Raw genomic sequence first — 13,856 nt, 5'->3', positions numbered from 1 at the left:
TTACGCCTGCAGCGTCAGGCGCACGCCGTCGCGGTTGGAGATTTCGATGGCATCGATCAATTCGTGCATGCGCACGGCATCCGCCATGGTAGGTGCAACCTGGGTACCGTCGCGCACATCCCAGGCGTAGGCAGCATACAAATTGGCCAGTTCCTGCTGGCTGCCGCCCAGGTCATTCTCCGGCAGCCAGTTGTAGCTCGGTGGCACCGTGAGCGTATGCATGGGTTGCGAGTCGCCCTGGGCCGCTTCGATGGTATTGAACTGGTCGCCAAAACTGGTGGTGTTCCAGATCTTGAGATCACCCTGGGTGCCGGTCAGGTCCAGCTGTATGCCATGGTTGTTGCGTTTCCCGGCTTCGATATGGACCGTCAGCACAGCCCCGTTGGAGAAGGTACCGTTGACCAGAATCTGGTCGGCCGTTGTGTGTTTCAGTACCTCGCCTGTCTCGATCAGCGTCACTTCCGGGAACTGGTTGACAGTCAGCGCGCTGATGCTCTGCGGATGGCCCAGCATGCTGAACACCGCATCGAAATAGTGACCGCCATAGATGGAAAGCAGGCTGGAGAAGTTCTCCGGCGGAATGGTGAAGTACAGGGCAGCGATGCGTTCGCGCTGGAAATATTCGACGCTGATATGCAATCGCACCGAACGCAGTTCCCCGATGTAGCCGTCCTTTAACAGATCGCGTACGTAGCGATAATCCGGGTTCAGTCGACGCTGCAGTCCGACGATATGCCGAACGCCAGCCTTCTCGGCAAGCGCCATCAGTTCCTGCGACACGGCCTTGCTGGGCGTCAGCGGCCATTCGCAGTACACATCTTTGCCGGCGGCGATGGCTGCCCGTACGGTGGCCTCGTGCTGGGGTGCCGTGTTGAGCACGAGCACCAGATCCACTTCCGGATGGTTGACCAGAGCCTCCACGGAATCGAGCGCAAAGCGGATGCCGTGGCGCAGTGCCAACCCGGCGGCTTTTTCCGGGCTGCGACTGTGGACTGCCGTCAGCTCATAGTCGGGAAGCAACTGGAGGGCGGGCAAGTGGCCGTACTCGGCCCAATGACCGACGCCAATGAGACCCACTCGAATTTTTGATGACAGGGTCATGGAAACTCCTGAGCCTGGTTTGAAGGGAAAGGTTGCGTTGTCGGGCGGGACAAGAAGCCCGGTCACCCAGTGTAGGAAGAGATGCAGTCGGGAAACATGCGCCAGAGATCCGAACACTTCGGACGCTGGTGTCCGCAATACTGCGCATCAGGGCTGCACTATGTCTCGCAGAGAGGCCGGTTGTTTCGCTTTCAGGATCTCTCCTGTTTTGAGACGCAAACCGGCCATGCGCGGTTCTGATGCAAACGTTAAACGGTCACCACGATCTTTCCGATCTGCTGGTTGGTTTCAAGAAAGCGGTGCGCCTCTTGAATGTTATCGAGTGTAAAGGTCTTGGCAATGATCGGCCGCAGCGCGCCCGATTCGAGTCCATTCAGGATGAACGCCTTGGCCCGCGACAAGGTCGCCGGGTCGGAAACGATTTCAGAATAGAGGTAGCCCTTGAGGGTCAGGGTTTTACCCAATACGGTGAACAACGGGAATGGCGTGGGCTCCGGGCTCAACGCTCCATACTCAAGCAGGATACCGCCCTTGGCCATGCTTTGGGTGAGAGGTACGAAGGAGGGGCCGCCTATGGGATCGAAAACGACACGGGCACCCAATCCGCCGGTCAGCGCCATTGTCGCTTCAACAATATCCTCTTCCTCGCTGACAATGACGTGTGCGGCACCCGCATCCAGCAACGCCTGTTTCTTTGCCCGGGTGCGGGTAATGGCGACTGCGGTGGCGCCCACCATTCGGGCAATCTGAAAGGCAGCCAAACCGACGCTGCTGGACGCTGCGGTAACCAGAACACAATCACCTTTTTGCAGTTTTGCCTGCTCGACCAATGCTCCCCACGCTGTAACGTACTGCATCCAGGAGGCCGCAGCCTGTTCAAAAGACAGGTTTTCGGGATGCTTGACCGTGAGGTTGGCGGGCACGTTCGCCAATTCGCCATATGTGCCCCAGCGTGCAATGTCCAGTGGCGGAATGACGCTGACAACATCGCCTGCCTTGAAGTCAGTGACGCCGGTACCGACCGCGACAACAACGCCGGCGGCTTCATACCCCAGACGGCTTGGAAATTCCGCCTCTTGCAGGTAGGCATTGCTGCGGAACATCACTTCCGCCCGGTTCAGCCCTATGGCTTTTACTTCAATTTGCACCTCGTCCGATCCTGGAGCAGGCACATCGACTGCTTCCAGCTTCAAGACGCTTGCGTCACCGTACTCATGGATTCTGACAATGCGGGCCATCGTTACCTCTGTCGTAATCAAGGGGCCGGGGTGAATGCCGACCTGATTTGAGTGAAAGCCGGGACCCAGGCAATGCTCGGTTTTATGAGCGTGCCTGAGTCATGGCAAGCAAATATAGGCTTTGGCCCCTCTTCGGATAAAGGTCTAGGATGGCGCAACACTAGAAACAATGGGTTTCCAATGGATCGTCTCACCCAGATGGCCACATTCGTCAAAGCGGTACAACTCGGTTCCTTCAGTGCGGCGGCGGAAGATCTCAATCTATCCCCGCAACTGGTAGGTAAACAGGTGAAAATGCTCGAGCAGCACTTGGGGGTGTCCCTGCTTAACCGAACGACTCGCAAACAAAGCCTCACCGAATTTGGTCGCTCGTTCTATCCACGAGCAAAGATGATCCTTGCCGATATGGACGCTGCAGAAAGCATGGCGGCTGTGACGCGGGGGGTTCCAATCGGTCGACTGAGAATTAACGCACCCGTCACATACGGCATGCGTACGCTGTCGCCGCGCCTGCTGGAGTACATGGTCAAGTATCCGCAGGTCTCAGTGGACCTGACGTTATCAAACGAGATCGTAGACCTCGTTGAAGACGGCTATGACGCAGTGTTTCGGGTAGGTGAGCTTTCGGACAGCGGTTTGAAAGCGTTGCCATTGAGACCCTACCAGATGGTGCTCTGTGCTGCGCCGTCCTATCTGGCACGGCGGCCTCTCATCACTACACCCTGGGATCTGCAACAGCACGAGTGCCTGGGCTTTGCGTATTCCGACGGGCGCTCACACTGGAGTTTCGACGGAAAAGAAGGGCGGTTGGACGTTCCCATTACAAGCAGATTGACGATTAATCAGGGCGATCCGCTACTCGCAGCCGCCGTCGCTGGATTGGGTGTGATGCTTCAGCCATTGGAACTGGTCAAGGACGCACTGAGAGATGGAACGTTGGTCAGTCTTTTGCCTCACTACGAGGTGCCGGTCTCACCCATGAACCTTTTATATGCGCCTGATCGCCGGTTGACTCCCAAGCTGCGAAGCTTTCTGGACTTTGCCAGTGCTGCGTTTGGCCCAAATCCATGATCGACCTGCACCTTCGAGCCCTTGAACCTGATATCGCTCACCCCCTTTCGAGCAAGTGCTCGAGGAACAATCCCGCCGCGACCGACAACGCCTCTCGCGACCTCACGCACACGCTGAGTTCGCGGGAGGCCCACGGCTCATCCAGCCTGATCGCCTTCGCACCGTCCATTTTGTAAATCGCCGCGCTCCCCTCCGGCATGATGCCAATGCCCAGGCCGGCCTGAACCATCAGGCATAGCGCGTCGTAGCTGGAGACTTCCATGCGGATTTTCAGCGAACGCCCCAGGTCGTTGGCCGCCTTGATCAACTGAAAGTTGAGATGAGTGCCACTGCGCAAGGCGATGTATTCGTGATCCAGGGTTTCGCTGAATTTGACGGAACGGCGTGTCGCCAGCGGATGCCCAAGGGGAACCAGTAACACCAGTCGATCGGTACGAAACGGGAAAACCTCAATATCGGCTCCGTGCGGAAGACGGGTGAAGATGCCAATGTCGGTGCGATTTTCGGACACCGCCTTGGTGATGGCCAGGCTTTGCCTTTCTTCGAGGCTGATGTTGATCAGTGGGTACAGCTCCATGAACGACTTGATCAGGCCCGGGAGGAATTGGGTGATGGCGGAAATATTGGCCAGGACATGCACCGAGCCACGGCGGCCGTGGGAGTAGTCACGCATCTGCACGACGATTTCATTGAGGTTGTTCAAGGCGCTGCGCGCCATGAACAGTAGCGACAGACCGGCATCGGTCGGGGTGATGCCTTTGTTGGTGCGGTTGAGCAGTTTCGAATCGAGCAGTTCTTCAAGCTCGCTCAGCCGTTTGCTGACCGCCGCCGCGGCGATGTGTTCGCGTTTGGCGGCGGCAGCAATGGTGCCTTCTTCAACGACACTGACAAAGAGTCGCAACGAGACCGGATCGAGTTTCATGGGAAGTACCGGTTTGGCCTGAATGGCCAGCATAGTACTTCCTCCGGCATCGGCTCAGAACGCCCCGGACAACAGGTGGCCGGCGTTGGGCACTTGCGCCTTGAGGCCAAGGGTTTTCAACATTTGGTAAACGGTGGCGATCGATGCCGACAGCACCGGTTTGTCGAGGCGATCCTGGACAAGCTGGATCGCGGGTAGCGATGGCATTTGCACGCAGCAGGACAACACCACGCCATCGGCTTGGCCTATGTTCAGCTTGTCGGCGTGAGCCAGCAGATTCATCGGGTCCAGACGCCCGACTTCGAGGTTGTCGGAAACCTCCAGGCTGATGGAGTCGACCACTTCGATTCCGGCCGCTTCGATGTAGTCGATGACCTGCCGGGTCAGCGGCTTCATGTACGGCGTGATGATCGAGACTTTCTTGTAGTCGAGCATGTGCAGGCTATCGATCAGCGCACCGGCGGAGCTGAGTACAGGAGCGGTCGATTGATTGGAGGCCACGGTTTTACTCAGGCGATCCTGCGAGACCTGGTGATAGCCCGCGCCTTGGCACATGATCGCCACCAGGCAGGCATAGGCCATGACATCCACTCGTGCATCGCTCAGTTCCAGCGCGCAACGGTCGCTGTCGATGTCCATCTTTTTCAGCTCTTCGGGGCTGACGTGCATCATGCGCATGCGTGAGGAGTGAAAGGTAAAATGCTCTTCGGGAAACAGTTCGTAGCGCGAAGTCAGCATGGCCGGGATTTCGGTTTCCATCGTCGTGTTGGAGCTGGGGACGATTTGGCCGATGCGAAAATTTTTCATGGATTTTTCCTTTGAACGGTCGGGTCAGTTGCCGCTGGTGAGTTGAACGCCTTTGGTTTCCTGCAGCGTGAACACCATGACAGCGGCGATGACGTAGGAAACGGAGGCAAGGGAAATGGTGGCGGTGAAGCCGATGAGCGGGATCAGCACCGGGACCAGCTTGATGCCGGCGATGGCGCCGACCCGGCCGAAGTTGAAACAGAAACCCGACGCGGTCGAACGGATGCTGGTCGGGAACAACTCCGAGTACCAGGCGCCGAATCCGCTGAAATAACCGGTGAAGAAGCCCAGCAGTGCCGCCAGCGAACCGAGGGCGATGACGTTCTGGGTGGTGAACAGCAGCTTGCCGTCGGTCAATGGCATCAAGGTCGCCGAGTAGGCAAACACCGGCACCATGATCGCCATGCCGCCAAAAAACACCGCGAACGACAAGCGACGACCGATGCTTTCGGCCAGGTAGCCGTAGGCCAGGTAACCAATGGTGGCGCCGATGCCGATCCAGATGACAAACACCGGAGCCTGATCGATGCGCACGTTCAGAATGCTCTGCAGGTAAGCCGGCATGAAGGTGGTGATGATCCAGTAGCCGTACATGCCCAGTACCGAAATGCTCAGGCCCAGCAAGGTCACTTTCAGATACTGCGGACGGAAGATTTCCATCAGCCGGCCCTTGTCGGCGTTACGGCGCATGAACTCGCGGTTGGCCAGCCACACCGGCGATTCCTTGACGAACAACCAGATGAACACCAGGGTGAAATACGCCGGGATCGAGGCATAGATGAACAGGCTTCTCCAGGATTCAGGATTCCCGCCATCGAGGAAACTCCAGGCGAAAATCGCTGCCAGCAGACCACCACCCGACCAGCCGGTCTGCATCACCGCAAAGGCCTTGGCGCGCCCGGCCGCAGGCCAGATCTCCGACACCAGTGCCGCCGCGGCGGACCACAAGCCACCCACGGCGATCCCCACGCAGAAGCGAAACACGTTGAGCTGCCACAGGCTGTCGGCAAAAGCACAGAGCAAGGTGCCGGTGCCATAGACGAACACCGACAGCATCATGGTTTTCTTGCGGCCGATCTTGTCGGAAATGTTGCCGAGGAAGAAACCACCGATACCGGTGGCCAGCAGAAACCAGGCAACCGTGGAGACCACATCGCCCAGACCGACGGCGAAGGTCTTGGCGACCGCCAGGAGGACAAAGCCAAAGATGGTGGCATCCAGCGCGTCAAACAGCCAGGCGGCCCAGGAGCCCCCCAACGTCACGTAACGCTGGTTGGCGGTCAGTTGACCGACTCCGTCGACGACAGAAGCTTGCGCCGTGGAACTGACGGCTAGGGTTTTCATGGTTCAACCTCGCGGGTTTGCGTTTTTATTCTTGGAGCCCGTGTGCCGAAAGGTGATCGGCACCCGAGTGGTCATGTGCGACCGATGTTAGGAGAGGTAAAAGCCGTTCGTATATCAGCCATTCACGAGCCTGCCATCGCGGGTGGCGATGGCAGTGGGGAGGGGCAGGAACACCTGCTTTGCCTTTTGCACCGGCAGTGCTGTTGTGGGCATCACACGACTTGTTTTTTCTGCGCGGCGAAAGCGGTGTTAAAAAATGTTATTGATAAAAAATACTTCACATAATCTGATCACTGGTAGATGATCTCCATCAGCCGGTGTGACAACCTGATAACACGACAGAACAGGATTGCCTTGATGTTCGATGAGATCCCGACTCACGCCCTGAATCACAGCGCCCCTCAGCTGGCTTATCCGCTCGGTGCTGATTCTGTCTACCGCTGCCCTGTTCACAACGCAGCCAACGTCTGCGCCTTGCAGGCGTGGAAGCAATCGCTGCTTTTCTCTGGAGTACCCCATGAATAACAAGAATGTCGGTGTGGTCGGTCTGGGCGCGATGGGGCTGGGCATTGCCCGCTCGTTGTTGCGCAGCGGTTTTAATGTGCATGCCTGTGATGTGCGCACTGCTGTAACAGAGCAGTTCGCCGGGGAGGGCGGTGTGGCTTGCCTGTCACCGTCGCACATGGCCGCTGAGTGTGACGTGATCATTACCGTGGTGGTCAACGCCGAGCAGACCGAGACCGTATTGTTTGGTGAGGGTGGTGCCGTGGCCTCTCTGCGGCCGGGCAGCCTGGTGATCGGCTGCGCCACAGTCGCCCCGACTTACGCGGTGGACCTGGGCCAGCGCCTGGCCGCGTTGGGCCTGCTGTATCTGGATGCACCGATTTCCGGTGGCGCCGCCAAGGCTGCCGCTGGCGAGATGACCATGATGACCTCGGGCCCGGCCGACGCCTACGCCAAGGCCGAGTCGATCCTGGCTGGCATGGCCGGCAAGGTGTATCGCCTGGGCGACGTCCATGGCCTGGGTTCGAAGGTCAAGATCATCAATCAACTGCTGGCCGGGGTCCATATTGCCGCTTCTGCCGAAGCCATGGCGCTGGGCCTGCGTGAAGGGGTCGATGCCGATGCGCTGTATGAGGTGATCACCCACAGCGCCGGTAATTCCTGGATGTTCGAAAACCGCGTGCCGCACATTCTCAAGGCGGACTACACGCCGTTGTCCGCCGTGGATATTTTCGTCAAGGACCTGGGCCTGGTGCTGGATACCGCCCGGGCCAGCAAATTCCCGCTGCCGCTGTCGGCCACCGCTCACCAGATGTTCATGCAGGCCTCCAGTGCAGGCTTCGGTCGTGAGGACGACTCGGCGGTAATCAAGATTTTCCCGGGCATCGAATTGCCGACTGCCAAGCCTGAGCCTGTTTGAGGAACACCCCATGACTACCTCCACCGCCCGCCCGCTGCTGGGCTGCATCGCCGACGATTTCACCGGCGCCACGGACCTGGCCAACATGCTGGTACGCGGCGGTATGCGCACCGTGCAAAGCATTGGCATCCCGAGCGCGGAAGTGGCTGCCGGGCTTGATGCCGATGCGATCGTCATTGCCCTGAAGTCGCGTACCACGCCGGTCGCCGAAGCAGTCGAGCAGTCCCTCGCCGCGCTGGCCTGGCTGCGCGAACAAGGCTGCGAGCAGATCTTTTTCAAGTACTGCTCGACGTTCGACTCCACCGCGGCCGGCAATATCGGCCAGGTCAGCGAAGCGCTGCTGGCCGCACTGGGTAGCGACTTTACCCTGGCGTGCCCGGCGTTCCCGGAAAATGGCCGGACGATCTTTCGCGGCCACCTGTTTGTGCAGGATCAACTGCTCAGCGAGTCGGGCATGCAGAACCACCCGTTGACGCCGATGACCGATGCCAACCTGGTGCGCGTGCTGCAATCGCAGACCCGCCTGAATGTCGGTCTGTTGCGCTACGACACGATTGCCCGTGGCGCAGAGCAGGTGCGGGCGCGAATCGCCGAGCTGAGGGCTCAAGGTGTCGGCATGGCCATTGCTGATGCCTTGTCGGACAGCGATCTGTACACCCTCGGTGCCGCCTGCGCCGATCTGCCGTTGTTGACGGGTGGTTCGGGGCTGGCCTTGGGCCTGCCGGAAAACTTCCGTCGCGCCGGCAAGTTGCGCGACCTCGACGCCTCGAAACTTCCGGCGGTTTCCGGTGGGGAAGTGGTGTTGGCCGGCAGCGCTTCGATCGCCACCAATGGGCAAGTGGCCGCCTGGCTCGAAGCCGGCCGGCCAGCGTTGCGGATTGATCCGTTGGCCTTGGCGGCGGGGGAACCGGTGGTGGCGCAAGCCTTGGCCTTCGCCCGTGATAACGAGCAAACCGTATTGATCTACGCCACCAGCTCACCGGATGAGGTCAAGTCGGTGCAACTGCAACTGGGCGTCGAGCAGGCTGGCAGTCTGGTGGAAAACGCCTTTGGCGAAATTGCACAGGGTCTGCGCCAGAGCGGCGTGCGCCGTTTCGTGATTGCCGGCGGAGAAACCTCGGGCGCTGTGGTTCAGGCGCTGGGGGTGCAGCTGCTGCAGATCGGCGCGCAGATCGATCCGGGTGTGCCGGCGACCGTCAGCAGTACTGACGAACCATTGGCGCTGGCACTCAAGTCGGGCAACTTCGGTGGCCGGGATTTCTTCAGTAAAGCCTTGAACCAACTCGCCCAGGCCGGGGGTGCACAATGAGCTGCGCAAAGAATAACGAGAACGCCCTGCGCGAAGAGATCTGTGAGGTTGGCCGCAGCCTTTACCAGCGTGGATATACCGTCGGCAGCGCCGGCAATATCAGCGCGCGCCTGGATGACGGCTGGTTGATCACGCCGACGGATGTCTGCCTCGGGCGCCTCGATCCGGCAACCATCGCCAAGGTCAATCTGGCCGGCGAATGGGTGTCCGGTGACAAGCCTTCAAAGACCCTGGCGTTGCATCGCCAGGTCTACGACCGCAACCCGAATGTCGGCGGCGTGGTGCATACCCACTCCACCCATCTGGTGGCGTTGACGCTCGCAGGTGTCTGGCAGGCGAACGACATTCTGCCGCCGCTGACGCCGTATCAGGTCATGAAAGTCGGGCATATCCCGTTGATTGCCTACCAGCGACCCGGTTCGCCGAAGGTTGCCGAACAGGTCGCGCTGCTGGCTAACAGCGTTCGCGGCGTGATGCTCGAGCGGCTTGGGCCGGTGGTCTGGGAGAGTTCGGTCTCCAGGGCCAGCTACGCCCTGGAAGAGCTCGAGGAAACCGCGCGACTCTGGCTGATGAGCAATCCCAAGCCTGAACCGCTGGATCAGGCGGCGCTGGACGAGCTGCGAGAGACATTCGGTGCGCACTGGTAGTGCGCTGAATTCTTTTAAAACGATAGAACACGATAGAACACGACAGATAGATAACGCAGGCCCTGTCCGGGAGACGCTCAGCGACTCTCGATGGCCCCGGCTTGCCTAAAAATACAATAACAAGAGGAACTCCAGGCATGACTCGCCTTCACTGTGGCATTTTCAGAAGAATCCTTTCGTTCACCCGGTGTGGAGGGCTTCTGAAATGAGCCCGTTAATCCTGATGATTACTGCCGGGGTGGGCATCGCGCTGTTGTTGTTCCTGGTGCTCAAGTACAAGTTCCAGCCCTTCGTGGCCTTGATGCTGGTGAGCATTCTGGTGGCCCTGGTGGCCGGGGTGAAACCGGCCGATCTGGTCGCGACCATCGAAGGCGGCATGGGCAAGACCCTGGGTCATATCGCGATCATCATTGCCCTGGGCGCGATGATCGGGCGAATCATCGAGCTTTCCGGCGGTGCCGAAGCGCTGGCCAAGACGCTGATCACCCGTTTCGGCAACCGGCGTACGCCCCTGGCGTTGACGATTGCCGGCTTCATGGTCGGGGTGCCGGTATTCTTCGAGGTTGGCGTGATCATCCTCATGCCGCTGGCCTATGGTATTGCCCGGCGTGCGCGCAAGCCGCTGTTGGTGTTTGCGTTGCCGATGTGTGCTGCGTTGTTGACCGTACACGCCTTTCTGCCGCCGCACCCGGGTGCAGTGGCCGCTGCCAGCCAATTGGGCGCGGACCTGGGCCGCGTGCTGATGTTCGGTTTGCCGATCACCGCGTTCCTTTGCTATGTCGGCTACCGCGTGGCCGGGCGCATGACCCGTCGGGCGTACCCGATGACCGACGATATTCGTGCCGAGGTCTATGGCCCGCATGTCACCAACGAGGATCTGGCTGCCTGGTCCAATGGCAACGACATCAGCGCTGATCGAGCGGCTGAAGCCGTATCACACATGGGCCTGGAAGAGTCGACCAGCAGCATCGTTTCCAAACTGCCGCCGGCCCCCGCACCGGGTTTTGGCCTGATCGTCAGCCTGATCCTGCTGCCGATCATTCTGATTCTGCTGGGGACTCTGTCCACCTCGTTGCTGCCTGCCGAATCGACTCTGCGCGGCATCATGACCGTGCTCGGTGCGCCGCTGGTGGCGCTGCTGATCGACACCTTGCTGTGTGCCTGGCTGCTGGGTTCGCGTCGGGGCTGGAGCCGCACTCAGGTGTCTGACGTGATCGGTTCGGCCTTACCCGGTGTGGCCATGGTGATCCTGATTGCCGGTGCCGGCGGTGTGTTCGGCAAGGTGCTGGTGGATACCGGAATCGGTGCCGTGGTCTCCGACATGCTGCGCACCACCGGTCTGCCGGTGCTGGCCCTGGGCTTTTTGCTGACCATGCTGTTGCGCGCGGTGCAGGGCTCGACCACTGTGGCGCTGGTGACCACTGCCGGCATCATCAGCCCGCTGATTGCGACCCTCGATCTCACCCCGAACCACATGGCGCTGCTGTGTCTGGCCATGGGCGGTGGCGGGTTGGCCATGTCCCATATCAATGATGCCGGTTACTGGATCTTCACCAAGCTGTCAGGCCTGAACGTGGCCGACGGTCTGCGCACCTGGACGGTGATGACCACTTTGCTCGGCACCTTGGGTTTCTGTATTACCCTGCTGATCTGGCCCTTTGTCTAACCCTTTATCTCAGGAGCTACCATGCCTCGTTTTGCAGCCAACCTCAGCATGCTCTACCCGGAACATGAGTTTCTGGATCGCTTCGCCGCCGCTGCCTCTGACGGTTTCGAAGCGGTGGAATATCTGTTTCCCTACGACTACCGCGCTGAAGAGCTCAAGCAACGCTTGAGCGACAACGGCCTGGTGCAGGCACTGTTCAACGCGCCGCCCGGTGATTGGGCTGCGGGGGAGCGGGGCACGGTGTCGTTGCCCGGTCGGGAGGGTGAATTTCGTAGCGGTTTTGATCGTGCCCTGGAGTACGCCGGTGTGCTGGGCAATTCGCGCATCCATGTGATGGCCGGGCTGTTGCCGTCGGAAAGCGATCGCCCACGGCATCACGGCGTGTACCTGGAAAACCTCGCCTACGCCACCGCCCAGGCGGCCAAGGCAGGCGTCATCGTCTTGCTCGAACCGATCAATACACGAGACATGCCAGGCTTTTTCCTCAACCGCCAGGATCAGGCCCAAGCCATCTGCAAGGAAGTGGGCGCCAGTAACCTGAAGGTTCAGTTCGACTGCTACCACTGCCAAATCGTCGAGGGCGACCTGGCGACTAAACTGCGTCGCGACTTCGACGGTATCGGGCATATCCAGATCGCCGGCGTGCCGGACCGGCATGAACCGGACCTGGGGGAAGTCAATTATCCCTATCTGTTCGAGCTGATCGACCAGTTGGGTTATGACGGCTGGGTAGGGTGCGAGTATCGGCCACGAGGCAATACGTCTGCCGGCTTGCAGTGGTTGCGCGACTGGAAGGCGCGTTAAGCACTATAGAGGAGGGCGGCGACGGGCTCCGCAGGATGCAGGAGCCCGTTGTTTCACGCCGGTGTATTGTCAGCCGGCAGCAACAGTTCGACACCCTGCTTGCGGATGCCATCGGCCGCGGCATGGGTCAATGCGTCGTCACTGAGGATGATGTCGAACTGCTCGAGCCCGGCAATCCTGTACATGCTGAAGGTGCCGTATTTCGAACTGCTGGCCACCAGCACCACTTGCGCAGCCGATTGCATCGCGGCTTGCTTGACCTCAACCTTCAACGCCGAAGGGGTGGTGAGGCCGCGCCGCAAATCCCATGAGCTGGTGGATATGAATGCGATGTCGGTGACGACCTGACGCAATGTGGCAACCGCCAGACCGCCCACGCACGATTGATTGGAGTGATCCAGCTGCCCGCCGGTATGAATCACCGTGACATGGGGGGCTTCGATCAGTGCCTGGACAATGCCGAAGTCATTAGTCACCACGGTCATGCCGGACAGCGCCTTGATATAGGGGACGATTTCCAGCGTGCTGGTTCCCGCATCCAGGTAAATCGTCATGTCGGCATGCAATAGCCGGGCGGCGAGCCTGGCCATGGCCTGCTTCTGCGGCAACTCGACCACCGCCTTGATCTGATGGCTGGGCTCACTGTGCAGCTGGCTGGCGATCCGCACCCCACCCGTTACCGAGTAAGCACGACCTTCCTGCTCCAGCAATGCAATGTCGCGGCGTATGGTCATGTGCGAACAGTCGAACATTTCCATCAATTGATGAACGCTCAGCACCTGATGCTTGCGCAACTGTCGCAGCATCAATTCACGGCGCTGTTCAGGGATCATCGGTGCGCCGCTTTCGGCGGCGATGTCCTTTTGACTAGGCATTCGGGCTCCAGAATGAAGAAATCCGCGGACAAGGAAGGCGGGGAACCATAGTAGCGAATCTGCGGCTGGATCAGTAGCGGGAGGAGATGTCGAGCACATTCTTCTTTCGCTCGATCGGACTGGGGCTGGAGGATATCGCCATTGCCAATGAGCTTTATCAGTTGCATATGAAGAGCAACTGAGTAGAGGTTCAGAAGTCGTTCTGTCTATTTCAGCGTAATAATAAGGTTCTTCACGGAATTCCGGGGAACACCGATACCTGTAGAAGCTGCGGTGCGGCGATCCGACTTGCCAGCGATGGCAACTGACGGCCGAGCATTTTCTTCCTGGTGTACATATCCATTGTTGCGGTTACGGCCACTATTGGTTCCGCCCTTACGGCGGGTCACTTGGAAAAGCCCCAAGTAACCAAGGGCTCTTGCCCCTGACATTCGGTGCCTCGCTCCGGTCCTGCTCCGTGGGCCCGCCGCGATCGGCCATCCATGGCCGTGCGCGGCTAACCCGGCATCCATGCCGGGTTGCCCACTGCGCAGAACCTGCGCTCGGCCTCACGAGGGGGCGTGCACCGCAACAGCACCGCGAGGCGAGCTAACGCTCGACCTCGTTGTTTGGTGGTGCACGCGTTCCCCTGTAGGAGCTGCCGGAGGCT

At 59.7% G+C, this 13,856-nt stretch carries 13 protein-coding genes; 7 read left to right on the top strand and 6 right to left on the bottom strand.

The features are described from left to right. A complete protein-coding gene (locus AC1D19_RS27635; protein ID WP_477765236.1) occupies positions 1-1,101 on the bottom strand; it encodes a Gfo/Idh/MocA family protein in 1,101 nt (366 codons plus the stop codon). 248 nt (positions 1,102-1,349) lie between these two features. After that, positions 1,350-2,339 carry a zinc-dependent alcohol dehydrogenase family protein gene (locus AC1D19_RS27630; protein WP_477765235.1) on the bottom strand — a complete coding sequence of 330 codons (990 nt, stop codon included), beginning with the start codon at positions 2,337-2,339 and terminating at the stop codon, positions 1,350-1,352. Positions 2,340-2,519: 180 nt separating this feature from the next. On the opposite strand from AC1D19_RS27630, the gene AC1D19_RS27625 reads away from it, so the two are divergent. Further along, the gene (locus AC1D19_RS27625) at positions 2,520-3,410 is read left to right on the top strand and encodes a LysR family transcriptional regulator (RefSeq protein ID WP_477765234.1); all 891 of its coding nucleotides are present in this window, start codon (positions 2,520-2,522) and stop codon (positions 3,408-3,410) included. A gap of 37 nt (positions 3,411-3,447) precedes the next feature. Here the strand turns inward: AC1D19_RS27625 and AC1D19_RS27620 are convergent, their stop codons facing one another. Genes AC1D19_RS27620 through AC1D19_RS27610 form a run of 3 tightly spaced genes read right to left on the bottom strand, consistent with a single transcriptional unit; the run spans position 3,448 to position 6,483 of the window. After that, the gene (locus AC1D19_RS27620; protein ID WP_477765233.1) at positions 3,448-4,365 is read right to left on the bottom strand and encodes a LysR family transcriptional regulator; all 918 of its coding nucleotides are present in this window, start codon (positions 4,363-4,365) and stop codon (positions 3,448-3,450) included. A gap of 21 nt (positions 4,366-4,386) precedes the next feature. Next, positions 4,387-5,139, bottom strand: a complete 753-nt coding sequence (locus AC1D19_RS27615) for a maleate cis-trans isomerase family protein (protein WP_477754345.1) — start codon at positions 5,137-5,139, stop codon at positions 4,387-4,389. Positions 5,140-5,163: 24 nt separating this feature from the next. Next, positions 5,164-6,483, bottom strand: a complete 1,320-nt coding sequence (locus AC1D19_RS27610; protein WP_477754346.1) for an MFS transporter — start codon at positions 6,481-6,483, stop codon at positions 5,164-5,166. A gap of 357 nt (positions 6,484-6,840) precedes the next feature. Between AC1D19_RS27610 and AC1D19_RS27605 the strand changes: the two genes are divergently transcribed. The 6 genes from AC1D19_RS27605 to otnI all read left to right on the top strand — a co-directional run bounded on the left by AC1D19_RS27605 (position 6,841) and on the right by otnI (position 12,332). Then, positions 6,841-7,008, top strand: coding sequence for a hypothetical protein (locus AC1D19_RS27605; RefSeq protein ID WP_477765232.1), 168 nt, complete (start codon positions 6,841-6,843; stop codon positions 7,006-7,008). Beyond that, entirely contained in the window at positions 7,001-7,906 is a 906-nt protein-coding gene (ltnD, locus tag AC1D19_RS27600) for an L-threonate dehydrogenase (protein ID WP_095945035.1), read from the top strand. Before AC1D19_RS27605 ends, ltnD begins: the two co-directional genes overlap by 8 nt. A 10-nt stretch (positions 7,907-7,916) precedes the next feature. Continuing rightward, positions 7,917-9,215, top strand: coding sequence for a 3-oxo-tetronate kinase (gene otnK, locus AC1D19_RS27595; protein WP_477765231.1), 1,299 nt, complete (start codon positions 7,917-7,919; stop codon positions 9,213-9,215). Beyond that, a complete protein-coding gene (otnC, locus tag AC1D19_RS27590; RefSeq protein ID WP_477765230.1) occupies positions 9,212-9,862 on the top strand; it encodes a 3-oxo-tetronate 4-phosphate decarboxylase in 651 nt (216 codons plus the stop codon). Before otnK ends, otnC begins: the two co-directional genes overlap by 4 nt. A gap of 205 nt (positions 9,863-10,067) precedes the next feature. Beyond that, entirely contained in the window at positions 10,068-11,528 is a 1,461-nt protein-coding gene (locus AC1D19_RS27585; RefSeq protein ID WP_477765229.1) for a GntT/GntP/DsdX family permease, read from the top strand. A gap of 21 nt (positions 11,529-11,549) precedes the next feature. After that, positions 11,550-12,332: a 2-oxo-tetronate isomerase gene (gene otnI, locus AC1D19_RS27580; protein WP_477765228.1), complete on the top strand. Its 783-nt coding sequence runs from the start codon at positions 11,550-11,552 to the stop codon at positions 12,330-12,332. 53 nt (positions 12,333-12,385) lie between these two features. Here otnI and AC1D19_RS27575 read toward each other — a convergent pair whose 3' ends face one another. After that, complete coding sequence (locus AC1D19_RS27575) at positions 12,386-13,207, bottom strand: DeoR/GlpR family DNA-binding transcription regulator (RefSeq protein WP_477765227.1); 822 nt, start codon at positions 13,205-13,207, stop codon at positions 12,386-12,388. Positions 13,208-13,856 lie beyond the last annotated feature (649 nt).

It is taken from the genome of Pseudomonas sp. P1_C12, assembly GCF_056406435.1.
The sequence above is the reverse complement of the archived record's forward strand: the minus strand, read 5'-3'. Positions and strand labels throughout refer to the sequence as shown.